Raw genomic sequence first — 23716 nt, 5'->3', positions numbered from 1 at the left:
GAGGATCCCATGGGGCTTCATGAACCGATTCATATACTGCTGGTAGATGACAGACCTGAGAACCTGCTCGCTCTTGAAGCGGTGCTGGAGAGTGAACAATATAATTTGGTAAAGGCTACATCCGGGGAAGAAGCGCTGCGATGTCTGTTAAAAGATGAATTCGCACTGGTAGTCCTTGATGTACAAATGCCGGGTATGGATGGAATTGAGACTGCAAAGCTGATTAAGGCCAGAGAGAAAACGAAAGATATTCCGATTATCTTCATTTCCGCTAACAGTAAGGAAGCGGAGCATTTGTTTGCCGGTTATTCAGCGGGGGGGATTGATTACATGGTGAAGCCATTCATCCCTCAAATTCTCAAGTCCAAAATTGAAGGCTTTGTGCAAATGTATCTGACCAACAAACGCCTGAAAACACAGTCCATGCTGCTTCATCAGAAGACGCAAGAACTGGAGAAGATGAATAGCGAACTGATTGCCGCTAAGGAGGCAGCCGAAATCGCGGCTAATGCCAAAACGGAGTTCCTGGCAATGATGAGCCATGAAATTCGGACACCTATGAACGGCGTGATTGGCATGATTGACCTGTTAATGGAAACGGAGCTGCAAAGCGATCAGCAGGAATATGCCGATATCATTCGCCGCAGTGCAGATGCGCTTGTAGCGGTCATTAACGATATTTTGGACTTTACCAAGCTGGAGTCAGGCAAAATGGAGGTAGAGGAATATCCGTTCGATCTGGTTTCCTGTATCAAGGAAGTTTTCAGCCTGTTTACGGTGGAAGTCAATCGAAAGAATCTGGAGATGGATTATTTTCTGGATGAGCAGCTACCGCCAGTGTTATACGGTGATATGGGAAGACTGCGTCAGGTTCTCATTAATCTGGTATCCAATGCCGTCAAATTTACAGATCGTGGTGGTGTATATGTCTTTGCATCGGTCAAAGAGTGTAGCGACGAAGCACTTACCATTGAATTTTCCGTGAAGGATACAGGCATTGGTATTGAGCCCGCCAAGGTTGGAAGGCTGTTTCAGCCCTTTTCCCAGCTTGATTCTTCGATGACGCGCAAATATGGTGGAACTGGTTTAGGGCTCGCTATTTGCAAAACATTGGTGAACATGATGGGCGGCGATATCCGTGTGGATCCAAGTGGAGAGCAGGGGGTAACATTCCATTTTACAACGAAGCTTGGCTTTGCTCAGGAAAATGAACTGGAGGGAGAGTCCAGTCACGAATGGGAAATTCCCCATCAGAACTCCTCAAGCCGTAAACCTGTACTGGTCGTGGATGACCATCCGATCAACCAGAAGCTGATGGTCAATATACTGGATAAGCTCGGTTTGGCTTCGGATGTGGCAGCAGACGGGCAACAGGCGCTTGATATGGCATGGCTAACCAGGATTATGACTATATCTTCATGGACCTGCAAATGCCTGTGATGGAAGGTATTCAGCCCCGATGTATTGAGGCTGGAATGAACGATTATATTAGCAAACCCGTGAAAATCAGCAGTGTAAAACAGGCTCTACTGCGGCATTCTCCGAATCATTTTCCAATGCAATCAGGCAAAGACCAAATTCACGAGGCGTAGCCTGATGCGTAGATGATGACCTTTGGAAGGTGCAGAAAGCATCATACGGTGATTCAAGCGATCGTATAATGGGTTAGTATGTAAGGAAATCTTTTTTCGGGAGAGTAGGCCTATGAATACTAATAAAAATGAGAAGTTTAATGCGATTACAGAAACAAGTGATGGAGTAAATACCGTTTACCTTAACGGAGAGCTGGATCTTTCGGTGGCACCTAATTTTCGTCTGGTGATGGAGCCTTTGGTGGGGGAATCCGGCCAGGACTTGATTATTAATTTAAAAGAACTTAAATACATTGACAGTACAGGTATCGGTATTTTGTTATCTATTTTGAAGGCAAGGCATGGGATGGAGTCCCGGTTTGCCGTTCAAGAGGTACCCCCTCAAATTCAAAAACTGTTCGATATGACCGGTATTGCCAAATTCTTTGTCCCCCAGGAGAATTCCCAATAGGAAAGGAAAGAAAAAGAAATGAATGCTCAAATTCAAAAAGTAGTTCTTAATTTGCCGGCAACTGCTGACTTTGTCGATATTGTAAGATTAAATTTGTACGGAATTGCCGCGAAAATGGGATTCTCTTACGAGGATATAGAAGACATGAAAGTGGCTGTATCTGAAGCCTGTAATAACTCTGTCCTTTATGCTTACGGTCATGAAGGCGGAGTGGTGGAAGTAACATTCGAATTTGACGAAGCTTCGTTGTCCATCCGTGTCAAAGATGAAGGGGAGAGCTTTGAACGAATGGAGAACCCGTCCCGACTTGCATCCTTGCATGACAAGGAGCTGAATGATGCGCAGGTAGGCGGACTGGGCTTCTATCTCATGCAGGCACTTATGGACGATGTCCAAATCTTGAATGAGACTGGAAAAGGCACGGAAGTCGTGCTTGTAAAGCGTCTGGTCAGAAGCGAGGAAAAAGTATGAATGAAAAGGTAACTCCCCCGGAGTCGATGGATGAAGCCGTTGGTCTAATCTGGGAGTACCAGCAAACCAAAGATAACGAGATTGCTACCGTACTGATCCGCAAGTATGAGCCGATGGTCAAGATGGCTGCCGGGAAAATCTCCCGTAACCGTCCGGACTTATACGAGGATTTATATCAAACCGGTCAGATGGCATTGATACGTCTGCTTCAGCAATACGATATCAGCTTGGGTATCCCCTTTGAACCGTATGCTATGAAAAGTATGCTGGGACATATGAAAAATTATTTACGCGACAAATCCTGGTACATTCAGGTTCCCCGCCGCATCAAGGAAAAGGGTGCGCTCGTTCAGCATGCCATCGACGAACTGACCGTTAAACTGGAACGTTCGCCGAATGTGAACGAGATCGCGGAGTATTTGGAACTTACCGTGGAGGAAACGATCGAAGTGCTCGCAGGCCGTGAGTGCTACCATTATGTGTCACTGGACTCACCTTTATCCCAGGAGGAGAGTGCGGCTACGTTAGGCGAGCTTATTAGCTCGGATGCCAATGACTACGACACCGTGGAAAAACGAATGGATTTACAGCAAGCCTTAAGCCAGCTTAAAGAACAGGAACAGAAGGTGCTCCTTCTGGCATTTCAGGATGGTCAATCTCAACGTGCGATTGCGCAGACCTTGGGCGTATCGCAGATGAGCGTATCCCGCATCCAGAAGCGGGCGACCGAGAAGCTGAAACAGATCATGTCTAATTCTTCTATCTCATGAGTGAAAGACGACCTTCATGGTTTCGATTACTGGACGTCACATCGTAAGGACACGCCATTCCATAAGGGAAGCGTGTCCTTTTTTAAAACGGAAAAGGAGGGGGAGGGGTGGACAGGAGATTTGCTGAAAACGAACAAGCGCAACAAACTTTAGCTGAGTCATCCCAAATGTACAGATAAAAACGATCCATGGTAATGGGCTACGTGTACGCACGAACCTCTGGTTACTATGGATCGTTTGCCGTCTAATTTCCACCTTGGCTCATTTTAATATAGCCCAGCAGCTCGGCCATAAAATCTCCGATGATCGGAAGATTCAGTTGTACAAGGAAGCTGAGCAGCCAAGCGAGCAGAGCGAGTATGACGACCGTACCCAGTGTAAGGCCAAGCCCCCTTGCGATGCCTGCGGTCAGGTTGCTGATGATCCTTTTTTTTGGATTGGAATAGGTTTCCAATACATCGCGAAATTCTACTCTTTCCAGCATGTCGGCTATTTGATCTAAGCGCTTATTAAGTCGCTTCACCTCATGACGCAGTTCAAAGGGGTGCTCATTCACATCAAAATCCCTTGTTTGATCCTGACCCTGTCGGGTATGAAAGGTCCGATTGTTGTTTACGCTTAGGTCATCTCCATACGAGTTTGGTTTGCTCATCGTCATCCCTGCCTTTCTGTCATCTAAAAAACAGCCAGCTTCGTGCATGCTGGCTGTTCAGTGTTTTAAGGTCTATTCTTGTTGTACACAGAATTCCCTGTCATTAGGAAGTGGTGTTTAATTGTTTTTGCGTTTCCTTGGCAGCTTGGGCCGCTGCATTCATAATTTCTTGATCAGCCTTGACTGCTTCATCAGCAACATCGGCAGAGGCTCTGGCTACGCTGGATAAAATGATGTCTTTGCTACCGGATACGGTTTTAGCTACATCTTCTGTTTTAGTGGAAACCGTTTTAGCCAAATCTGTTGCTTTGTTGCTGACTACAGATGCAACGTCTTTTGTTTTATCGGCAACCACTGTAATTTTATCAGACAAATCGCTACGCAAATCGCGACCCGGCTTCGGTGCGAACAGCAGGGCTGCCGCAGCACCAATCAAACCTCCGATCAATAAACCCTTTGCAAAGCTTGAGCTATTACCTACCGTATTTTGATTATCAATGTTACTCATGTCATATCACTCCTCTTATAGAATAAAAAAATATATAAATGTTAGGCAGCCCTTCTTAAAAGCCTGGACACAAGTCCGAGCAGGAACACAAATAATGCGGTTCCGAGTATGGCGGGAATGACTGCAAAATCACTGATGACCGGACCCCAGTTTCCCAGCAGCGTGACACCGAGCCAAGCTCCTACAAATCCGGCGATCATAGAGCCTGCAATGCCACCGGGCATTTCATGACCAGCGAGCGCGTCGCCAATCAATCCGATAATAATAGCCATTACAATACTTAATACTATTCCCCACACAAGGATCGCCTCCTTTATCCTTCAGTTTAGCAGAAACATCTGTTTAACAGAATCATAATGCTTTTTGTGAGCGCTTAGTTTAGAGTGCGGCGTTGTCATGCTTACTTCGTATATAAACGCCGTGACTCCGTGTGAAACAGGAAACCGTCCCGAACCGCTTACGGGCGCGGAGCAGTAGGAGGCAGAGAACCCTGCAGCCGCGCTCGCCAATAGATAACAGGAACGGTAAACACGAGCCAAATGATTCCGGCGATATAACCACCCGCGATGTCGGTTGGAAAGTGAACCCCCAGATAGACACGGCTTAGCCCGATCAGGAGAATCAAAAGGGTGCCAAGAACGCAGGGAAGGAAGATCAAGCGCCCATGAATTTTTCGTTCTGTCGCCCAGATGGCAAAAATCATACCGTAAAATCCCATGGAAATCATGGCGTGCCCGCTGGGAAAACTATAGCCTCCGACTTCTACCAAATGCTGAAGGGATGGGCGCTCCCGTTGCAAAACTTCTTTAATGAGCGTGTTTAACGCCCACATGGCCGTAAAGCTGCTTATTACTGCAAAGGCATAAGCTCTCGAACGGAGATATACCCGGCACAAGGCGGCAATACCCAGGGCAATGAGTAAAGAGACACGGAAGGAACCGAAAGACGTAATGAATACAGCGACAGGCAGGAGCTTGTGATGAGCCGCCGTTGTGTCCGGAAAGATTGCAGCCTGAATGCGTTCATCCCAATATAGAAAAGGAGCTGTACCGATCCATCGAACAGTGTAGGCAATAAGAAGCAAAACGGCAATCATGACGATAGACGCGTACAGACTGTGACGTAAATAGTATGGCAAAAAACGGGATGGTTGAGGTTTTTGGGACAGCATATGTAGGGAATCTCCTCCTTATGGCTTCGTGCATCAATTTATTTTTTCGTACTATTAATCCATCAGAGAATGATAAAAAAATAAAACTCGTATCCCGTTGCGCGTGTGTTGATGCGAACGGAGATACGAGCTTTATTTATGGGCACAGGCCGCTACCATGAACAGTGTCACCCAAGATGATAGGCTGTAAGTTAGCTAAACGGCGTGCATCTGTCTTCTGATCAGGAGGGATTACGTAATCTGCCCAGCTCGGAGACGATGGCCTCGACTTCTGAAATACTCAGATTAGGCTTGCTTATCACCATATCATAGACATCACGGAGATCCTCGTATTGCTCCAGAGAGAAAGCGGAGGACTGCATTGCAGCGCCACTCGCCATACGAAGCTTGGTTTTGATGCCTTCAATCATATGTTCAATGTTGGCATGAGACGGTACAGACAAATCCATCGTTAATGTTCCATCCTTTCATATCAGGGGAAGTTGCCTGTATTGTATCATGTTTTTATTGTAGAATGTACTGAAAGTCAGATTATCGGTCAACGGCCGGATCAAGGAGGATGGACGAAGGTGTCTTTGTATAATCGGGCTTCTGTATCCAGGCGCTCTCCTATAGACAGTAATGCGGAAAAAACAGATCGCCAAGGGCTCGTACCGTTTTTTCGGGAAATTCATTCTCAGCATGAGATGAATAAGCTGACCTTTGTTTGTATCGGCACAGATCGCTCGTCAGGCGATTCACTGGGACCGCTGGTCGGCACCATGCTTATGGAACAGGGCTTTCCACACGTGATCGGCTCCATGACTGAGCCGTGCGACGCGGAGCATCTGGTTTCGTATCTGGAGCGTATTCCCCAAGACCACCATATAATTGCTATCGACGCTTGTCTGGGACAGCAAGGCTCGGCGGGAATGTTTCTGGTTGCCCGTGAGCCGCTGACTCCGGCACGTTCGGTCGGACTGGCGCTGCCGTCTGTCGGAGATTACAGCGTCGCGGCTATTGTAAACGAGCGCAGTCCCAAACCCTACTGGACATTGCAGATGACATCACTGCATCTCGTCATGACGATGGCTGCACACATAGCCCATGCTGCGGCTTGCGGGTTTGGTTTAAGAGCAGATTCGAGAGAATTACCAGAGGGCTACCGTTTCAGATATTGACGGTCTGCTTAATAATATACATCAGCATGTTCTGATCATCATATATTCGCTCCAATAGATTATATACAGAGAAAGAAGGGTTCCGCATGGAAAAGGTACTATGTGAAGGAACGACGATCTGCTATGCCGAACAGGGAAAAGGAGAGCCCATCATCCTGCTGCACGGATTTTGTGGAAGCTCTTCCTATTGGGCTGAGGTTGTTCCATTGCTGTCTCAAAGCTATCGCTGCATTGTTCCAGACTTGCGTGGTCATGGACGTAGCGATGCTCCGCTTGGGGCCTACACAATTGATCAAATGGCCAACGATGTGCTTAAGCTTCAAGAGCAACTGGACATCCCACAGGCTGCCTGGTTCGGTCATTCCCTCGGTGGCTATCTGACGCTTTCTGCGGTACAGCGCCATTCCGACCGGCTTACAGCCTTCGGGCTGATTCACTCCACCGCCTATGCGGATACGGAGGAAGGAAAGGAAAAACGGAACAAGGCCGTAGCCACTATTCAAACCGAAGGGATTACAACATTTGTAGATGGACTCGTCCCCGGACTGTTTGCTCCAGAGCGTGTAGAGTCCTTATCGGATCAGGTACTCAAGGTCAAAGAAATCGGTTATAAAACGCCGCCGCAAGGAGCCGTGGGCACATCTTTGGCCATGCGTGAGCGTGCTGACCGCCGCGACGTGCTGTCGGCCTCCACCTTGCCAGCTCTGTTAGTGGCGGGTGAGCAGGATCAGGCGGTTCCGCCCGCCCGGACGTTTACGACAGATCGGGCCGGGGTCACTCAGGTCACCATATCTGAAGCTGGCCATATGAGCCTGTTCGAAGCGCCGGAACAACTGGCACATGCCATTTTGGCATTTTCACAACAAAACATCCAGCAGTAAGCCCGAGCAGCGAAGCCAAAAACCGGAACCATCTGGTGCAAATACAGAGGGTCTCCGGCTTTTTTTGCATTTTAAATTGATTTTGGTTATACAAACTGTTTTTTGTCTTGACTGAGTCATTTGGCTTTTGCACAAGGATGACTTACAATCAGAATGTAAGGGTTCCTAGTTGTCGAGGCATCGGGATGAAAGGAAGGGAACGGCTTGCTCAGAAAAGATTATTTGCTCAGTATGATGGAAGAAATGACATCCGCAGTGGCATCGGTGCTCGGTCTAAGGCGTGAAAATAAACACGTCGAAGCGCTGAAACAACTGGATGACCTGCTCAACAAGCAGTTTCGTCTTCGTTCAGATTTGCTCAGACGATTGCCGCCGGAACAAATTATAGAGCTTTTCCGACTGGGTCCCGGTATTGAAGCGGACAAGCTTCAGCAGGTGGCTCGCGTTTTGGAAGAAGAAGCCGCTATTTACCTGGAAACCGACAGAACAGACGAGGGAATACGAATCTTGATTAAATCCCTTCATCTATATTTGTACAGTGATTTGAATGGCGCGACCCGTGACATTCAGGTTCTGCCTGAACGAATTGCGTGTATCGTCAATTTGGTTCGGGAATATGAGCTACCAGCCGATACAAGCAAGCTGCTGGCTGTCCATTACGAGCGAGAGGACAGACTGGATGAGGCCGCTGATGTCTGGTTCGGACTGGCATGGGAGCAGCCGGAGCTGCTGCCAGAAGCAGAGGCATTTTATAATCAATTGCTGGATAAGACTGATGTGGAGCTTCAACGGGGTGGACTTTCACGCCGGGAAGTAACCGAGGGTTTGGTCGAGATTACCCAACTACATGAAAGAAAGTGAGATGTACCTTTTGGATTCACTGCGTGAACTTATATACCAACTAACTACAGGAGGAACCCTCATAACCGCGACGCTGAGTCAGCTTCGTAAACGAGAGGATGCTTCCTTTACCAAAGTGCAAATCAAGCCTGTGGAATTGAAGAACAAGCTGCATTACCAGTTTGCTTTTCATTATAGCAACAAAGTCATTCATGAAAACCTGCCTCCTGACGAAGCTAACGAGCGCATGACCGCCTTGTTTGAGGACACGTTCCGTCAAGGACTCTTGTGTGCGAAGGATGCGGACTATCAGGTGCTGATCAGTAAAAAATATAAAGTGTCTATTTTGACAAAATCACCGAGTAAAAGTACAGCCGACCTGTCTCATAACCGCAAAAAGCAATATGTGCTGGAGGAAGGGGAACGGATTCCTTTCCTGATTGAGCTTGGGATCATGAATGAGGACGGCAAGGTACTGGCCCGCAAGTATGATAAGTTCCGCCAAATCAATCGTTTTCTCGAAATGGTGCAGGATGTACTGCCTAACCTTCCCGTAGGTCGTCCTTTAACCATTGTGGATTTTGGCTGCGGCAAATCATATTTGACCTTTGCGCTGTATCATTATTTGGCAGTACAGCAAAAACGGCCTTTGCAGATCGTGGGTTTGGATTTGAAGGCAGACGTTATTGAAACCTGTAATCTTCTGGCTCAAAAGCTGCAATACCGCCAATTGGAGTTTTTGGTCGGTGACATCGCGGACTATAACGAGCTGGAGCAGGTGGATATGGTTGTGACCTTGCATGCCTGTGATACCGCAACGGATGCCGCGCTGGAGAAGGCAGTTCGTTGGGATGCATCTGTCATTTTGTCGGTTCCGTGCTGTCAGCATGAGCTGTTCAGCCAGCTGGAAAATCCGGTGCTGGAGCCGTTGCTTTCCCACGGTATTTTGAAGGAGCGCTTTTCAGCGCTGGCGACAGACGGTATCCGGGCCAAGCTGCTGGACATGATGGGATATCGGACACAGCTGCTGGAATTTATCGACATGGAGCATACGCCAAAAAATATTTTGATCCGTGCCGTCAAAGGGCAAGCCGGGGAACGCTCTGTTTTATGGCGTGAATACACGGCATTTCGTGATTTTATTCATGCTGATCCTTATTTGGAGCGTGCTTGTGCGGATTTGCTTCCCGAGGGAGCAGGGCAGACGAAGAAGCAGGGCTAGAAATATAGCAAAGTGGGGCCACTGCGGGGTGGCTCCACTTTTTTGTAAATCACAGTTTACAGTTGCCGTTACAGGTTGCTCACCTTGCGTAGTAGCCTATTCCTGGGTACGCAGAATTATCCGCCATAGGCACTTCTAAAGGCAGTGCACAAAACGGTGCGATCTACCTGCCACAATGCCGCGAGCTCCTCGCTGACATCCTCATCCCACCAGTCGCACAGTAGTCTGCGGTTGCTGTGGTTTTCGGCGATCCAGATGAGGTGTCCGACGACCTTGTGACAGTACAGTTCCTCGCCCTGCTTGACCAGATTGGGGGCGATGTGAACAGGCAGACGCTTGCAGGTTCGGTATAGCTCTTTGCTGCATGCACGCCGGATACCACGAGCCGTGGGTAAACGGGATTGCGGATTGTTATGTTTGGGGATTTTGCCGGGAGGCATATCATATCCCCTCCTCTCTCTCACAACTTATGCGGGCAGAAGAGCGAGGGTCACTGTCCTCCCTGTTTGGGCGAAGTGGCGACTTGTTCTGCCGCTGTGATACACTTATGAAAATAGAGAAACAGGCAGGGAGTGGTAAGAAAAATGGACTATCTATCTAGTATTATTAATTATTTGTTTGAGATCATTCGTAGTCTTGGGTATTTTGGTATTATGCTAGGCCTGATGGTTGAGGTCATTCCAAGTGAAATTGTCCTCGCTTATGGCGGCTTTTTAGTTTCCTCGGGTCACATTAATTTTTTTGGTGCGGTCGTGTTTGGAACCATTGGCGGAGTGCTGGCACAACTGTTTATTTACTGGATTGGACGCTATGGCGGCAGACCGGTGCTGGATAAGTACGGAAAATACATACTCATCAAAAAAAGCCATGTCGACCACGCCGAAGCCTGGTTTAACAAATACGGCACAGGGGTCATTTTCACAGCCCGCTTTATTCCTGTTGTTCGTCACGCGATCTCAATCCCTGCCGGGCTGGCTCGCATGAGTGTATGGCGTTTTATTATTTTGACGACGCTGGCAGTTATACCTTGGTCTGTTCTGTTTATATATTTAGGAATGCTGCTTGGAGACAAGTGGGATGAGATTGACGAAGTGGCAGCACCTTATATCAAACCGATTTTGCTGGTCGCCCTTGCGCTCTTGATCATTTATTTTGTTATCAAATGGATTGTGTCCAAAAACAAGAAAGGAAGTGTGTAACATGAGTCGTACTAACGTGTCGCAATATTTCGGAAAGGGCCTGAGCCCCGAACAGTTTATGGAGGGGATGGAAAAGAACAAGGAAACCTTCTGCTCCGGGTATGATCAGTTTGTGTGGAACCGTGAAGAGGACCGCGAGTATTTTGAAAGCCTGAACCATCGGGATGACCTGCGTGTACTCATCTTGGCCGCCGACTGGTGTGGAGATGTAGTTCGCAACGTGCCGGTTGTATTCCGTGCGCTGGAGAATAGCGGGATTCCGGCCGAAGTGTTGATTTTGGAAAATCACCAAGCGCTGATGGATGACTTCCTGACGATGGGCGGGCGTGCCGTGCCGATTGTGATTTTTGCCGATACAGGGGGTCATGTACTGGGTCACTGGGGACCGCGTCCTGCACATGTCCAACAAATTATGATCAGGTTCAAACGTGAAAATCCGGATAGGGAAGCCGATGATTATCAAGAAAAAATTGCGGTCGCTCGCAAAGAGATGGCTGAGAAATATGGGGAGGGAACCGAGAGTCATCCTGTAATTGTTCAGGAATTGCGCGAGCTAATCTCGGGATTTTAAAAAAATGACGTTGTCTATTCGCAGCTTTAATCTGGGCCCGCTCCAAACGAATGCCTATCTGCTTCAGGGGGATGACCCGCAGCGTGCCGTTATCATTGATCCGGGCATGAATCCGGGCCCTTTGCTGAGAGCCATTGAGTCACTGAAGATTGAAGCCATATTGCTGACCCATGCTCATTTTGATCATATCGGAGGAGTGGATGAGATTCGCAAAGCGAAGGGCTGTCCGGTTTATCTGCACCCTTTGGAGCAGGACTGGCTTACATCCCCTAAATTAAATGGCTCTTTGATGTGGCCGGAGGCATCCCCGCCGATCTCGACGGAGCCTGCCGAATATGATTTGGCGGAAGGTCAGCAATTGAACCTGATCGGGCATACATTCAAGGTGTTCTCTACACCTGGGCACTCACCCGGAAGCGTCAGCTTTTTGTGTGGTAAGGACTTGTTCTCCGGCGATGTATTATTCCGTCAGGGTGTCGGCCGCACAGACTTGACAGGTGGGCGGGAACGGGACTTGTACGATTCCATTCAGAACAAACTGTTCCCGCTTGGAGATGACATTACGGTGTATTCTGGTCACGGTCCCAAAACGTCCATCGGGTATGAGAAAGCCAACAATCCGTATATACGATAAAAAGTGATGAATGTTTTCAACTGGGGCATTATCAATGTTGTGACAGGTTTTGCCCCATTTCGACAATAAATTATAAATTGTGTATAGACAAAGGTTTTTATTTTTGTTAACATACACATATTGAAGTTACATACTAAACTCGCGAAGCACGCAAGCTGTGGATGAATCCCGGTTTGCGTTCTTTTTTTTGCCCATTAAGAGGATAAAGAGGCATTTGGCCGTCAGATCACAAGGGGGAGCATCAATGAAAAGGAAGTATATATCTGGGTTACATCGTGAGAATGGAGATAGCCGCCATTTTTCCATAAAGACAGAAGACGGAGCTTCTGTGCAAGGTTCTAAACCGAAGGTAATAACTTGGAAAAAGGTAACAAAACAGGACGGAGTCATTGCACAGAATTGGCATGCAAGGCTGAATGAGTACAGGCTGGGACGTGGAGACGGAGAGTTTTGAAGATACATAGATGATATAGACAAGCTACTTTTTTTTTAGTAGACTTAGCAGATAAGTTCAGACAAACGGGGGGGCTAACGATGCATCATTTAGGAACTAGAATTATGATCGTCGCGGATGCTTTTGAGCAGAATCTTCCTGTGGGCGAACATGGTTATATCATTGCTTACGACCGTAATGCGGACAATGCTTTTGACTATGTCATTCGCGTCCCGAAGGTGAATCGCAACTTTTTTGTACCATCCGGGGACATTGAGCTGGAAGAAAGCATTTTGAAGCTGGAAGCCGAACGGATTGAGCGTGAAGCGCTGATAGATTACGCCCTTGCTACGCATAATGAGAAGCTGTTCAGACATGTGATGAACGGTGGTCTTGATTTGGTAGAGGTTGAGGAAGAAGAGACCGCGACAGAATTGTTGTCACAGGCTGATTTTATTAGACAAGTCAATTTACGTGCTTGGATATAGGGGGCGGCTCATGCCGACTCTTTTGAAGAATATATAATTAGCACATTCTTAGCTCCTATCGCTTTTCGAAAGAGCACCGAGAGGTGCTTTTTTTATATACATTTAGTAACATTTTACCGCTAGGTAACACAGTTTGCTTCTGTACCGCGTCAAAGATTGAATTGTAAAGGGTTCTATCCTATAATTAAAAACGTTATTTCAAAGTTCGGTGTAGCATTTTTGATAAGAGGAGGTTTTTGTATGAACATTTCCACGGAAGATGTCCGTCACGTAGCCAAGCTGTCACGGTTGAATCTGACCGCAGCTGAGGAAGACACGATGACAGGGCAATTGAACGCTATTCTTCATTATGCGGAGAAGCTGAATGAGTTGGATACGGAAGAGGTAAAACCGACCACTCATGTGCTGCACGTCAGCAATGTCATGCGGGACGACGAAGTTCACGAAAGTTTGACACACGAGCAAGTGATGCGCAATGCACCTGAAGAAGACGACGGACAGTTTAAAGTTCCTGCTGTTCTGGAATAGATTCCACATTTGAAAGGAGGATGCAAATTGAGCTTGTTTGATAATACATTGCCGGAAATACATAACAAGCTGCATCAAAAGGAAATTTCCGTGAGTGACCTGGTGGGTCACGCTCTGGAGACGATTGGTGCGCGGGAAGACAAGATCAAGGCCTATATTACGGTTGACGAGGAGCAGGCACGTGCATCCGCACGTCAGTTGGACGATCATCTGATCTCAGGAGAGGAACGGGGTTTGCTGTTTGGCCTGCCAGTCGGTATTAAGGATAACATCGTGACAGAAGGGCTGCGTACAACATGCGGCAGTCAGTTTTTGAAGAATTTTGATCCCGTGTACGATGCAACGGTTGTCGACAAATTGCGTACGGCGCAAGCCGTGACACTGGGCAAAATGAACATGGACGAATTCGCCATGGGCGGCTCTAACGAGAACTCCAGCTTCTTCCCGGCACGAAATCCTTGGGATCTGGAACGCGTTCCCGGCGGCTCCAGTGGTGGCTCGGCTGCGGCTGTAGCAGCAGGCGAGGCTTATTTCACCCTCGGCTCCGATACAGGCGGGTCCATTCGCCAGCCTGCGTCCTATTGTGGCGTAGTGGGCTTGAAGCCAACCTATGGTCTGGTATCACGTTTTGGCCTGGTGGCCTTTGCTTCCTCTTTAGACCAAATTGGACCGATTACGAAAAATGTTCAGGATTCCGCGTACGTACTGCAAGCCATTGCAGGCTATGATCACAAGGACTCCACTTCTGCCAAGGTAGACGTTCCTGATTACTTGAACGCTTTGACCGGAGATGTAAAAGGGCTTCGTATTGCTGTACCTAAGGAGTATCTGGGTGAGGGTGTCGATCCACAGGTCAAGGAAAAGGTACTGGACGCGCTGAAAACGCTGGAAGGACTGGGAGCGGTATGGGAAGAGGTTTCTCTTCCGCACACCGAATATGCGGTAGCCACATACTATCTGCTGGCTTCATCCGAAGCATCGTCCAATCTGGCCCGTTTTGACGGTGTACGCTATGGCGTGCGTGCAGACAATCCGGACAACCTGCTGGATCTGTACCATCAGTCCCGCACGCAGGGCTTTGGCCCCGAGGTGAAGCGCCGGATTATGCTGGGCACCTATGCGCTGAGTTCCGGGTACTATGATGCTTACTACTTGAAAGCTCAAAAAGTGCGTACACTGATCAAACAGGATTTTGATCGTGTGTTTGAACAATATGATGTCATTATCGGACCTACTGCGCCGACCACAGCTTTTAAAATCGGTTCGCAAGTGGATGATCCATTAACGATGTATTTGAACGATATCTTGACGGTTCCGGTGAGCTTGGCTGGAGTGCCAGCCATCAGTATCCCTTGTGGTCTTGCAGGTGGATTGCCGGTGGGACTGCAAATTATTGGAAAAGCCTTTGACGAGTCTTCCGTGCTGCGTGTAGCGCATGCCTTTGAACAAAATACCGAATTTCACAAGCAGCGTCCGCAGCTGTAATTTGCCGAAAAGGAGGTAACCCATTCATGACTACTACTACATCCAAATATGAGACGGTCATCGGACTGGAAGTCCATGTGGAACTGCATACGAAGTCTAAAATATTTTGCGGATGCTCGACATCCTTCGGAGCGCCGCCAAACTCACACACATGTCCTATTTGTCTTGGACATCCGGGGGTACTGCCGGTATTAAACCGTCAGGCCGTTGATTATGCGATGAAAGCGGCGATGGCGCTTAATTGCACGATTGCTGACGTGAGCAAGTTTGATCGTAAAAACTATTTTTACCCCGATTCACCCAAGGCCTACCAAATCTCGCAATACGATCAGCCGATCGGCGAGCATGGCTGGATTGATATTGAAGTGAACGGTGAGACAAAGCGTATCGGCATTACCCGACTGCATCTGGAAGAGGACGCAGGTAAATTAACACATGTCGATGGCGGCTATGCGTCTTTGGTTGATTTTAACCGGGTCGGTACACCGTTGGTCGAGATCGTTTCGGAACCGGAAATATCTTCACCGGAGGAAGCCAAGGCTTACCTGGAAAAGATACGTGCAATTATGCAGTATTGTGACGTATCCGATGTGAAGATGGAGGAAGGTTCGCTTCGCTGCGACGCGAACATCAGCCTTCGTCCGCATGGACAGCAAGAGCTGGGTACTAAAGCAGAGCTAAAAAACATGAACTCCTTCCGTGGTGTACAGCGCGGCTTGGAATATGAGCAGTTCCGCCAGGAGCAGACGCTGGAGGAAGGCGGGACGATTGTACAGGAGACACGCCGTTGGGATGAGGCTCAAGGTAAAACCCTGTCCATGCGCGGTAAGGAACAGGCGCATGACTATCGTTATTTCCCGGACCCGGATCTTGTTACGCTGCATATTGATGCAGAATGGAAAGAACGTATCCGTGCCTCGATTCCTGAACTGCCTGACCAGCGTAAAGCACGCTATACCTCGGAATATGGATTGCCTGAGTATGACGCACAGGTCATTACGTCTTCCAAGCCACTGGCCGATTTGTTCGAGGATAGTCTTCAATACACGAAGGATGCCAAAGCAGTATCCAACTGGATTATGGGGGATTTGCTCGGGTATTTGAACAGTGCAGGTGTGGAGCTGTCGCAGGTTAAACTGACAGGTCGGGGCTTGGGTGAAATGATCGGACTGCTGGAGAAGGGGACGATTAATAGTAAAATCGCTAAAACGGTCTTCAAGGAAATGCTGGAGAGCGATAAACTGCCGCAGCAAATTGTTGAAGAAAAAGGGCTTGTGCAAATCAGCGACGAGGGTGCGATCATGACGATCGTCGAGCAGGTTGTAGCGGCTAACCCGCAATCGGTTGAGGATTACAAGGCTGGCAAGCAGAAGGCCATTGGCTTCCTGGTTGGTCAAGTGATGAAGGAGAGCAAGGGCAAAGCAAATCCTGGCCTCGCCAACAAGCTGCTGACGGAAGTGTTAAACCGCTAATGGCATAGATTTGAAAGGGGTTTGTCTTATAGGGACAGGCCCCTTTTTCTATAGAAAGCAGTAGCGCAGCCTGCCCTGAATAAAAGGAGGGATACAGCATGATTAATATATGTTCATTGGAAGATGATGAAATAGTCAGTCAGATATGGCATCTTCAGCACATCGCCTACAGACTGGAGGCTGAGCTGATCGGTTTTGATGAAATACCACCCCTTATGGATACGTTTGATACGCTGCGAAGCTGCGGAGATACATTTTATGGCTGGATTGAGGACGGCGACCTGTTAGGGGCGCTAGCGGTGCAGTCTGAGTCACCCGATTCGCTCACTCTTACACGTATGATGGTTCATCCGGATCATTTTCGCAAAGGGATTGCCGGTTCCTTAATTAAGCATGTTTTGAATAAATATCATCATATACCGCTGTTTATCGTATCTACAGGAACTTTAAATGCTCCTGCGGTGGCCCTTTATCGAAAACATGGCTTTCGCCCTGTATCGGCGGTGGAGGTGGCTCCGGGTGTGGAATTAACCACATACCACCTGCATAACGTGAAATAGCACTCAAATAGCCTTACTAGCACAGAAACCACGAACCCGGCGAGGGAATCACAACATAACTGGAGAAGGGAGTTTTATGGATAATCCTTGGGTTATAGACAATTCGCATATCATTTTACGACTTTTGCTGTCCATGCTCCTCGGTGGATGCATCGGCTTTGAGCGTGAGCGTTCAAAGCATGCGGCTGGTTTGAGGACTCATATTATGGTCAGTCTCGGCTCGACGCTTATTATGCTGCTCTCCATTTACGGCTTTGCCGATTTTATCAAGGAAGCCAATGTGCGTATTGATCCGGCTCGTTTGGCTACGGCGGTGATTACGGGAGTGGGTTTTTTAGGCGCTGGAACTATTATATTTACAGGCAAGTCCATCACTGGTTTAACGACAGCCGCCTCCATCTGGGTCGTAGCAGCCATTGGCCTTGGAGTCGGAGCAGGGTTTTATTTTCCATCTATTGTGGCGACTGTACTTGTATTTCTAAACTTATGGGTGTTTAACAAAGTTGAATTGCGGTATATGCGTGGACGACAACTTCATCTTATAACACTGTACGGACTGTCATCCCATCAATTGCTGGAGCAAATTTCGGCTTATTTAGAGCAAGAAAAAGTGGAAATACGTAAAATAGTGATTAAAGAGCATGAGAATGTCCCTTTTCACGAACTGCATCCAAATCGGCAGAGCATGGAGGTTTCCTTGGAAGTGCTGGCTCGCCGGGATTTTAATCCGGTGCGTATTGCAGCCGATCTTAGGCAGTGGGAGGATGTAGCGGCAGTTTCCGTGGAATAAGGGTTCAACATATTTTTTCCAGTTACTCTTGAATCCGATTGGGGTACTATCTAACCATTGGAGCCTTTGCTGCGGATCACGCATGGAATTCAAGGGGGGGAGGATGGCATGGACTCGGAACAACCTAAACAGGGTAAACGTTTTAAATACGCTAAATTTCGCAAAGGTATTTCCATTATAATGGCAGCCTTGTTACCTGGCCTGGGGCATCTTTTTTTAGGACTGTTCATTAGAGGACTTACATTTATCGTATTGCTTCTGTTAGATATTTTTGCGATGCTGTATGTTGCTTCTGACGGCTTAAGGATTAACATTCCGTTGCTTATTTTGCTCGGCTTGTTCATTCCTGTTTTATATTTTTATAATGTATATGACGTGTTACAATCAGCGGATTATATGGTTCGCTATCGCCGTAAGCCGGATCGTAATGCACAGATGGATGCACGAGGACAGCATAGCAGTCCATTTTATGCTTGGGAGAGAGGCTTGTCTTTTGCCGTGCTGCTCGTGGCGGGTGGCGGACTTATGATTCTGTTTCGTATGAAACCACGCTGGCTGGGCAACTTTTTCGAGGATTATGGCTTTTTGTCGTTAGCTATTTTATTAATGCTGATCGGACTATTAGTCTTTTTGCGAGAAGTGGGCTTGTCGGTCAAGCGTAAAAAGGTTAAGGAAAGAGGGTGAAGCTGGCGTGCACCGCAAAATAAGAGTCGGGCGCTACACCTCTTCGCTTCTGTTGATGGCTGTAGGCGTTCTGCTTATCCTGGATGTTGTTCAGCATACCGAATATATGCTTTTGCTGCTCGTATGGTGGCCCATTATTTTTGTGCTGTGGGGAATGGAGTATCTGATTTTTTTTGGGGTGTACTACCGCAAGGAGGGCAAGCCCGACAACGGACGGCGTTTTAGACCTGATCTGAAGGGAATTGTCTCCGCATTGGTCGTGGCCGCTGCTGTTTTTACCATGACCCAACAAAATCATTATATGTACCTGTGGAACAAGGTTAGTTTGAATCTGACCGCGGCGTCCATGGATTTTAGTCAGGCGGAAGGGAACCGATATGATATGGGCGGCGTCCTGGTGCCTGTAATGATGCAAACGTCCGATTTGATAGTTGATTCCGTCAATGGCGATGTAACGCTGATCAGACGACCTATATCCAATGTAGAGGTACGCGCGACCCTGTGGGTGGATCAAGCGCCTGCTGCTGAAGCGGACAAGATTGCTCAAGCTTCCTCGCTGACTTCTACCGACGGCAAGACCATTCAGATTCGTCCTGAGGTCCAATCATACGGAGCATCGAGCAGACGTCAGCCCCGTACGAATATGCTAATTACAGTGCCGGAGGATCGGCGATTTAATATGCAGATCAGAACCTCCAACGGTGATATTACTCTGAACGGAGTAGATGCTATCGACAGCATCCGGCTTGAGAGCGGAAATGGGAATCTGACAGTTAATGATGCTATCGGCAATGTCAAAGGAGTCACCTTGAACGGGCAGATCAAATTGCATCGTATCACTGGAGATGTAGATGTTCAAACCAATCGCGGCGATATGCAGGCAGGGGATATTGAGGGAACAGTTGCGCTGCGTACGAAGGTAGGCGACATTCAGCTTGCCCGCTCGGAGGGTGATATTACGGTTGATACCCAAAATGGTGACATGAACGTTCTGAATCCCACAGCCAAGCTGAATGCAAATTCGCTCAATGGTGGGATCAAAGTGCATAGCGAGCAGGTAGGCGGAGATTGGAAAATATACAGTGCCGTCGGTGATATTGCATTGGACCTTCCTTCGAATGGTGACTTTCAGTTGGAGGGGTCCAGCAGTTACGGTAACCTTCGATCAGACTTCCCTTTTAGAATAGACAGTAAAAGTATCTCAGGCCAAAATGGGACAGGTAAGTATATGGTCAACGTGGAAGGCAACAGTAATTTAACGATCAAAAGGCTACTGATGCCATCGCTACCTGGCTTGGACGAGTCGGCAGGATCAAGTGTGCTTGATGCATCAGAAACGCCTTCGGCTGAATCTGAATCTCCCGCTACCGGAGCCTCCAACGGGACATCCATCGATAATGCGGCGCGTTGACAAAAAACTTGAATTGACCGTACAATGTGGATAGACCTTACAACGTGAATAGAATGTAAATGTTTGTAATAAAGCGAATAGTAAGTAAGGGATAAGGCGGTGGACATATATGGTAGCTCGCGTCCAGCATGCTTTGGAACTTCTAAAGAAGACAGGTGTACGCATAACACCCCAGCGCCATGCCATATTAAACTATTTGATGGAATCTATGGGACATCCGACCGCAGATGAAATATATCGTGCGCTCGAATCCAAGTTTCCAAGCATGAGTGTGGCTACGGTTTATAATAACTTAAAGATGTTTATAGAAGCGGGTATGGTACATGAGTTGACCTATGGAGATAACGCCAGTCGTTATGATGCCAATGTTTCGGAGCACTATCATATCATTTGCGAAAAATGCGGAAAGATTGAAGATTTCAGTTATCCGTACTTGGCTGAAGTGGAACACCATGCCTCGCTGGAGACTGGTTTCGAAGTGCATGGACATCGTATGGAGTTATACGGAGTGTGCAAAGCTTGTATGAACAAGGAAATTCAGCAAAACAAGGAATAAAAGTTTTTTGGTGTGGTATGTATATATTCTAATGGGTTGGAAACGTGAGAAATTCCCCACAAGCGGGGATTTACCGCGTTTTTTTGTTTAAATAACTTTTGTTTTCGACAATGGAGGTTGAATATTGGCCAGAAATCATTCCAAAAGCCGCCGTAAACGTTCACGTTTCAAAGGGGCAGCAAGCTTGCTATTGTTCGCAGCGATCATCTGCGCAATTACTGTCGTATGGTTCGGTAATCCACTGCATGAAAAACCCAATTGGAAAGGCAGCGTTCGTCCGATTTTTATCCAGGGAAAGTTGACCGGATATGAAGCCCAAAACTCTGGCAAGAACATGCTGGTACCGCTCAAATTTGTGCAAAGTAAAATTGATCCGGCGATTCGATATGAGGGCGACAGCCAAACTATTATTTTGGCTACGAGGCAAAATTTGTTGCATATGACCGTTTCGAAGCCCCAAGGGGAATTGAATGGAACATCATATATGCTTAGCGCAGCTCCCCAGATTATTAGTGGATTAGTTTATATACCTATGCAAGCTGTTCGTGAAGTATATGGTGTATCTGTTCATGAAGACACAGTGACCGGTGCAGTTATCCTGATGAAAGCCGGAGAGAAAGTCAAATTGGGGAACGTGGAGAGGAAGGATGGGCGACAGGATGCCAAAATTGCTTTGCGTAAAGAAGCCTCCAGTCTGTCTTTTATTTTGACGGATATACCTCAACAAACGGAGGTGCGTATTTGGTCCAAGCAGGCTGATTGGTATTTTGTTCAACTGGATAATGGCTACGCTGGATATGTGCAGGCGGCCAATGTCTCTGAAGGAGAAGAGCTTGCGGTCGCCCCGGCTAAAGATATTCCATCTATCTCCGAGAATCACTGGGAGGGGAGACCTGTGAACCTCGCCTGGGAGGCTGTTTACAACCGTAAACCCGATCCTTCCAAATTTGACCCTATGCCTGGAGTAAATGTGGTGAGTCCCACCTGGTTCAGTGTCATAAATAATGAAGGCACCGTACAAAGCAAAGCGGACCCTGCCTATGTCAGTTGGGCGCATCGCAAGGGGATGGAGGTATGGGGCTTGCTGAGCAACAGCTTTAATCCTGAATTAACGACAGAGGTCTTGTCCACCTTTGAACGGCGAAAGTCGATTATAGATCAGATGATTACACTTGCCGGGGAAAATGGTCTGGACGGTATCAATATTGACTTTGAAAATGTTCATACGAAGGATGGACCCAATGTCACCCAATTTTTGCGAGAGCTTAAGCCGATGGCACGTGAACATGATTTGATATTGTCTATCGACGTAACACCTAAATCTCAAAGTGAGATGTGGTCTGCTTTTCTGGATCGAAAATCATTGGGTTCCATTACGGATTATCTCATGGTTATGGCCTATGATGAGCATTGGGCAGCCAGCCCGAAGGCTGGTTCAGTCGCCTCCCTGCCGTGGGTGGAAACGTCGATCAAGCGAATCATTCAGGAGGATGAAGTACCATCTCAAAAAGTTGTCTTGGGCATTCCGCTATACACTCGTGTATGGTCTGAAACACCTAAAGGGGATACCATCAAGGTTAGCTCCAAATCACTTGGTATGGAGTCAGCGGCAGCGATTATCGAGAAATTTAAGCTGAAGCCTAAATTTAGAGCGTCGGAAGGCCAGAATTATGTCGAGTATAATGAAGACGGCATTGTTAAAAAGATTTGGCTGGAGGATCGTGTATCGCTGGAAGCAAGGGTACAACTTGCCAAGTCATTGAAACTTGGGGGAATCGGTGTTTGGAACCGGACCTTTGCGGATGAAGCCGCTTGGGATACATTAAAAGAAATAAATAAATGAGGAATTTGCAAAAATCCTGAAATAAAATATAAAATGATAGAATTGAAGAAGGAAGTTTCTTTTTTTATGTAGAAATGTTCACATATATCCAAATTTAGCGGTAATGGCCGCCTTACAGGTATGGAGGTAGAAGTGCAGCTAACCAAATTAAGCTTGATATATGATGAATTGTTGCAGGAAGATTCGATCGGTATTATTTTGTATAGAAAGCCGAGCGAATATTTTCATGGAGCCATGCTGTACGATTTTGATGAACTCATTCTAATTATTGGAGAAAGTCGAATGCCAGCCCGTTCCATTCAGCATTTACTGATTAATGGCTTAAGGTGTCAGGTGTTGTACGTAACACTGGATTGTCTGAAAGGGTGGATTATCGCCGGTGAACATGCCAACATAATAGATTATTTATTGGAAGGCCGCATCCTGTGGGAGCGGGATGAAAGGGTTAGTTTTTTGAGGCGGGAAATTATCGAATTCAACGGCCCGTTACGGGAGCAAAAGCAATTTCATGAGTTCGCCCGTTTTCTGGCTAATTACGTTCATGGTAAAAGAGCGATGCGAGAAGGTCGGATTATTGACGCTCATCAGAGTATTCTGAAGGCGTTGGATCATTGGGCATCCATTGAGCTTATTGATCGGGGAATTTATCCGACGGTTCACTTGTGGGTTCAGATACAGCCGTTGGATCGTACGATCTACAAGCTGTACAACGAACTCACGTTAAGTACGGAAACCCTTGAGCAGCGAGTTGAGCTTGTGATGCTTGCTTGCGAATTTTCAGTGATGTCTAAAATGGAGGGGTGCTCAGCACCGCTATTCCGCATTTTAGGCAGCAGATGGGAGCCTTGGTCCATAGATGAGCTTATCAATCATTCTGAGCTAAAAAATCTCCAACTGGATCTTACCGTAGTGCTGCGTAAGCTTGTATACCGCTCATTAATCAGGGAAACGACTCGCGGACACCATAGTGAATTACGTTATTCCCTTATTTAATGGATACATCGAATCAGCGGGAGGAAGGTCCGTTAAAACGGGTTTTTCTTCCTTTTTTTATGCTTAATAGAGTCACATTGACGCTTAAAACATAAAAATTGTCGTTACAGGTTGACGAGCTTATAAAAGATATGCTAAGTTATAACTCGCCCCATTAAGCAGCATGAATAATTTAGATCTGTTTACAGCAGGATAAATATGTTGCAAACAAGCATGAAAATAATTTTTTTTAAAAAAGCTTGACGTAAAATGAAGTTATGTGTTACATTATTTAAGTCGCCGCTGAGACGCGGTGGTGAAACGAAGCAAGACAAAAGCAAGACACACTGTAGGTTTGATCTTTGAAAACTG

General features: G+C 47.2%; 28 protein-coding genes and 1 pseudogene. 23 read left to right on the top strand and 6 right to left on the bottom strand.

Annotation, left to right across the window (positions count from 1 at the left end):
* Positions 1-9: 9 nt before the first annotated feature.
* The 4 genes and pseudogenes from ACIFO6_RS00330 (at position 10) to ACIFO6_RS00315 (ending at position 3284) form a co-directional block, all read left to right on the top strand.
* Positions 10-1592, top strand: a pseudogene (locus ACIFO6_RS00330) (response regulator).
* Between the two features lie 112 nt (positions 1593-1704).
* Positions 1705-2043: an STAS domain-containing protein gene (locus ACIFO6_RS00325; protein ID WP_430036735.1), complete on the top strand. Its 339-nt coding sequence runs from the start codon at positions 1705-1707 to the stop codon at positions 2041-2043.
* 18 nt (positions 2044-2061) lie between these two features.
* Positions 2062-2514, top strand: coding sequence for an anti-sigma B factor RsbW (rsbW, locus tag ACIFO6_RS00320; protein ID WP_430036732.1), 453 nt, complete (start codon positions 2062-2064; stop codon positions 2512-2514).
* Positions 2511-3284, top strand: a complete 774-nt coding sequence (locus tag ACIFO6_RS00315) for a sigma-70 family RNA polymerase sigma factor (protein WP_430036729.1) — start codon at positions 2511-2513, stop codon at positions 3282-3284. Before rsbW ends, ACIFO6_RS00315 begins: the two co-directional genes overlap by 4 nt.
* A 244-nt stretch (positions 3285-3528) precedes the next feature.
* Here ACIFO6_RS00315 and ACIFO6_RS00310 read toward each other — a convergent pair whose 3' ends face one another.
* From ACIFO6_RS00310 to ACIFO6_RS00290, 5 genes are all read right to left on the bottom strand, one after another.
* Positions 3529-3942 (bottom strand): DUF5665 domain-containing protein, encoded by a 414-nt coding sequence (locus tag ACIFO6_RS00310; protein ID WP_430036727.1) that lies wholly within the window; start codon positions 3940-3942, stop codon positions 3529-3531.
* Positions 3943-4039: 97 nt separating this feature from the next.
* Positions 4040-4444, bottom strand: a complete 405-nt coding sequence (locus ACIFO6_RS00305; protein ID WP_430036725.1) for a YtxH domain-containing protein — start codon at positions 4442-4444, stop codon at positions 4040-4042.
* Between the two features lie 41 nt (positions 4445-4485).
* Complete coding sequence (locus tag ACIFO6_RS00300) at positions 4486-4743, bottom strand: GlsB/YeaQ/YmgE family stress response membrane protein (protein ID WP_430036723.1); 258 nt, start codon at positions 4741-4743, stop codon at positions 4486-4488.
* Positions 4744-4901: 158 nt separating this feature from the next.
* Positions 4902-5615 (bottom strand): phosphatase PAP2 family protein, encoded by a 714-nt coding sequence (locus ACIFO6_RS00295; protein WP_430036721.1) that lies wholly within the window; start codon positions 5613-5615, stop codon positions 4902-4904.
* Positions 5616-5836: 221 nt separating this feature from the next.
* On the bottom strand, positions 5837-6064 hold the full coding sequence (locus ACIFO6_RS00290) for a DUF1128 domain-containing protein (RefSeq protein ID WP_430036719.1): 228 nt from the start codon (positions 6062-6064) through the stop codon (positions 5837-5839).
* A gap of 120 nt (positions 6065-6184) precedes the next feature.
* On the opposite strand from ACIFO6_RS00290, the gene yyaC reads away from it, so the two are divergent.
* From yyaC to ACIFO6_RS00270, 4 genes are all read left to right on the top strand, one after another.
* Positions 6185-6775, top strand: a complete 591-nt coding sequence (gene yyaC / locus ACIFO6_RS00285) for a spore protease YyaC (protein WP_430036716.1) — start codon at positions 6185-6187, stop codon at positions 6773-6775.
* A gap of 86 nt (positions 6776-6861) precedes the next feature.
* Positions 6862-7656, top strand: coding sequence for an alpha/beta fold hydrolase (locus ACIFO6_RS00280; RefSeq protein ID WP_430036713.1), 795 nt, complete (start codon positions 6862-6864; stop codon positions 7654-7656).
* 204 nt (positions 7657-7860) lie between these two features.
* Positions 7861-8517: a DUF6483 family protein gene (locus ACIFO6_RS00275; protein WP_430036711.1), complete on the top strand. Its 657-nt coding sequence runs from the start codon at positions 7861-7863 to the stop codon at positions 8515-8517.
* Entirely contained in the window at positions 8504-9718 is a 1215-nt protein-coding gene (locus ACIFO6_RS00270) for a class I SAM-dependent methyltransferase (protein WP_430036709.1), read from the top strand. Before ACIFO6_RS00275 ends, ACIFO6_RS00270 begins: the two co-directional genes overlap by 14 nt.
* Before the next feature lie 116 nt (positions 9719-9834).
* Here the strand turns inward: ACIFO6_RS00270 and ACIFO6_RS00265 are convergent, their stop codons facing one another.
* A complete protein-coding gene (locus tag ACIFO6_RS00265; RefSeq protein WP_430036968.1) occupies positions 9835-10158 on the bottom strand; it encodes a dehydrogenase in 324 nt (107 codons plus the stop codon).
* Positions 10159-10302: 144 nt separating this feature from the next.
* Here ACIFO6_RS00265 and ACIFO6_RS00260 point away from each other — a divergent pair, with 144 nt between their 5' ends.
* The 15 genes from ACIFO6_RS00260 (at position 10303) to ACIFO6_RS00190 (ending at position 23365) form a co-directional block, all read left to right on the top strand.
* Positions 10303-10917 (top strand): DedA family protein, encoded by a 615-nt coding sequence (locus tag ACIFO6_RS00260; protein ID WP_430036707.1) that lies wholly within the window; start codon positions 10303-10305, stop codon positions 10915-10917.
* A gap of 1 nt (position 10918) precedes the next feature.
* Positions 10919-11488: a thioredoxin family protein gene (locus ACIFO6_RS00255; RefSeq protein ID WP_430036704.1), complete on the top strand. Its 570-nt coding sequence runs from the start codon at positions 10919-10921 to the stop codon at positions 11486-11488.
* A 4-nt stretch (positions 11489-11492) separates the two neighbouring features.
* On the top strand, positions 11493-12122 hold the full coding sequence (locus ACIFO6_RS00250) for an MBL fold metallo-hydrolase (RefSeq protein ID WP_430036702.1): 630 nt from the start codon (positions 11493-11495) through the stop codon (positions 12120-12122).
* 244 nt (positions 12123-12366) lie between these two features.
* Positions 12367-12576 carry a hypothetical protein gene (locus tag ACIFO6_RS00245; RefSeq protein WP_430036699.1) on the top strand — a complete coding sequence of 70 codons (210 nt, stop codon included), beginning with the start codon at positions 12367-12369 and terminating at the stop codon, positions 12574-12576.
* Between the two features lie 80 nt (positions 12577-12656).
* Positions 12657-13043, top strand: coding sequence for an ATPase (locus ACIFO6_RS00240; RefSeq protein WP_430036697.1), 387 nt, complete (start codon positions 12657-12659; stop codon positions 13041-13043).
* Positions 13044-13283: 240 nt separating this feature from the next.
* Complete coding sequence (gene gatC, locus ACIFO6_RS00235; protein WP_430036695.1) at positions 13284-13571, top strand: Asp-tRNA(Asn)/Glu-tRNA(Gln) amidotransferase subunit GatC; 288 nt, start codon at positions 13284-13286, stop codon at positions 13569-13571.
* A 27-nt stretch (positions 13572-13598) separates the two neighbouring features.
* Complete coding sequence (gene gatA / locus ACIFO6_RS00230) at positions 13599-15056, top strand: Asp-tRNA(Asn)/Glu-tRNA(Gln) amidotransferase subunit GatA (RefSeq protein WP_430036694.1); 1458 nt, start codon at positions 13599-13601, stop codon at positions 15054-15056.
* 26 nt (positions 15057-15082) lie between these two features.
* A complete protein-coding gene (gene gatB, locus ACIFO6_RS00225) occupies positions 15083-16528 on the top strand; it encodes an Asp-tRNA(Asn)/Glu-tRNA(Gln) amidotransferase subunit GatB (RefSeq protein WP_430036693.1) in 1446 nt (481 codons plus the stop codon).
* A gap of 98 nt (positions 16529-16626) precedes the next feature.
* A complete protein-coding gene (locus tag ACIFO6_RS00220; RefSeq protein ID WP_430036690.1) occupies positions 16627-17088 on the top strand; it encodes a GNAT family N-acetyltransferase in 462 nt (153 codons plus the stop codon).
* Positions 17089-17164: 76 nt separating this feature from the next.
* Positions 17165-17878 (top strand): MgtC/SapB family protein, encoded by a 714-nt coding sequence (locus ACIFO6_RS00215; RefSeq protein WP_430036688.1) that lies wholly within the window; start codon positions 17165-17167, stop codon positions 17876-17878.
* 108 nt (positions 17879-17986) lie between these two features.
* Entirely contained in the window at positions 17987-18562 is a 576-nt protein-coding gene (locus ACIFO6_RS00210) for a hypothetical protein (RefSeq protein WP_430036686.1), read from the top strand.
* A 7-nt stretch (positions 18563-18569) separates the two neighbouring features.
* On the top strand, positions 18570-19973 hold the full coding sequence (locus tag ACIFO6_RS00205) for a DUF4097 family beta strand repeat-containing protein (protein ID WP_430036684.1): 1404 nt from the start codon (positions 18570-18572) through the stop codon (positions 19971-19973).
* Between the two features lie 109 nt (positions 19974-20082).
* A complete protein-coding gene (gene perR / locus ACIFO6_RS00200; RefSeq protein ID WP_430036682.1) occupies positions 20083-20529 on the top strand; it encodes a peroxide-responsive transcriptional repressor PerR in 447 nt (148 codons plus the stop codon).
* A 124-nt stretch (positions 20530-20653) separates the two neighbouring features.
* Positions 20654-22372 carry a glycosyl hydrolase family 18 protein gene (locus ACIFO6_RS00195; protein WP_430036680.1) on the top strand — a complete coding sequence of 573 codons (1719 nt, stop codon included), beginning with the start codon at positions 20654-20656 and terminating at the stop codon, positions 22370-22372.
* A 132-nt stretch (positions 22373-22504) separates the two neighbouring features.
* Positions 22505-23365: a nucleotidyltransferase-like protein gene (locus ACIFO6_RS00190; protein ID WP_430036678.1), complete on the top strand. Its 861-nt coding sequence runs from the start codon at positions 22505-22507 to the stop codon at positions 23363-23365.
* Positions 23366-23716: the final 351 nt, after the last annotated feature.

This window comes from Paenibacillus sp. NRS-1781, from assembly GCF_050467745.1.
Lineage (GTDB): Bacteria > Bacillota > Bacilli > Paenibacillales > Paenibacillaceae > Paenibacillus > Paenibacillus terrae_A.
This window is presented reverse-complemented; position numbering and strand designations above follow the sequence as displayed.

Coding starts and splice junctions, on each gene's coding strand:
- ACIFO6_RS00265 (WP_430036968.1), bottom strand. CDS start 10,158: ATGCCTCCCGGCAAAATCCCCAAACATAACAATCCGCAATCCCGTTTA.
- perR (WP_430036682.1), top strand. CDS start 20,083: ATGGTAGCTCGCGTCCAGCATGCTTTGGAACTTCTAAAGAAGACAGGT.
- ACIFO6_RS00280 (WP_430036713.1), top strand. CDS start 6,862: ATGGAAAAGGTACTATGTGAAGGAACGACGATCTGCTATGCCGAACAG.
- gatC (WP_430036695.1), top strand. CDS start 13,284: ATGAACATTTCCACGGAAGATGTCCGTCACGTAGCCAAGCTGTCACGG.
- ACIFO6_RS00270 (WP_430036709.1), top strand. CDS start 8,504: ATGAAAGAAAGTGAGATGTACCTTTTGGATTCACTGCGTGAACTTATA.
- ACIFO6_RS00310 (WP_430036727.1), bottom strand. CDS start 3,942: ATGACGATGAGCAAACCAAACTCGTATGGAGATGACCTAAGCGTAAAC.
- ACIFO6_RS00255 (WP_430036704.1), top strand. CDS start 10,919: ATGAGTCGTACTAACGTGTCGCAATATTTCGGAAAGGGCCTGAGCCCC.
- ACIFO6_RS00245 (WP_430036699.1), top strand. CDS start 12,367: ATGAAAAGGAAGTATATATCTGGGTTACATCGTGAGAATGGAGATAGC.
- ACIFO6_RS00210 (WP_430036686.1), top strand. CDS start 17,987: ATGGACTCGGAACAACCTAAACAGGGTAAACGTTTTAAATACGCTAAA.
- ACIFO6_RS00325 (WP_430036735.1), top strand. CDS start 1,705: ATGAATACTAATAAAAATGAGAAGTTTAATGCGATTACAGAAACAAGT.
- rsbW (WP_430036732.1), top strand. CDS start 2,062: ATGAATGCTCAAATTCAAAAAGTAGTTCTTAATTTGCCGGCAACTGCT.
- ACIFO6_RS00305 (WP_430036725.1), bottom strand. CDS start 4,444: ATGAGTAACATTGATAATCAAAATACGGTAGGTAATAGCTCAAGCTTT.
- ACIFO6_RS00290 (WP_430036719.1), bottom strand. CDS start 6,064: ATGGATTTGTCTGTACCGTCTCATGCCAACATTGAACATATGATTGAA.
- ACIFO6_RS00215 (WP_430036688.1), top strand. CDS start 17,165: ATGGATAATCCTTGGGTTATAGACAATTCGCATATCATTTTACGACTT.
- ACIFO6_RS00240 (WP_430036697.1), top strand. CDS start 12,657: ATGCATCATTTAGGAACTAGAATTATGATCGTCGCGGATGCTTTTGAG.
- gatB (WP_430036693.1), top strand. CDS start 15,083: ATGACTACTACTACATCCAAATATGAGACGGTCATCGGACTGGAAGTC.
- ACIFO6_RS00295 (WP_430036721.1), bottom strand. CDS start 5,615: ATGCTGTCCCAAAAACCTCAACCATCCCGTTTTTTGCCATACTATTTA.
- ACIFO6_RS00220 (WP_430036690.1), top strand. CDS start 16,627: ATGATTAATATATGTTCATTGGAAGATGATGAAATAGTCAGTCAGATA.
- ACIFO6_RS00260 (WP_430036707.1), top strand. CDS start 10,303: ATGGACTATCTATCTAGTATTATTAATTATTTGTTTGAGATCATTCGT.
- ACIFO6_RS00315 (WP_430036729.1), top strand. CDS start 2,511: ATGAATGAAAAGGTAACTCCCCCGGAGTCGATGGATGAAGCCGTTGGT.
- ACIFO6_RS00250 (WP_430036702.1), top strand. CDS start 11,493: ATGACGTTGTCTATTCGCAGCTTTAATCTGGGCCCGCTCCAAACGAAT.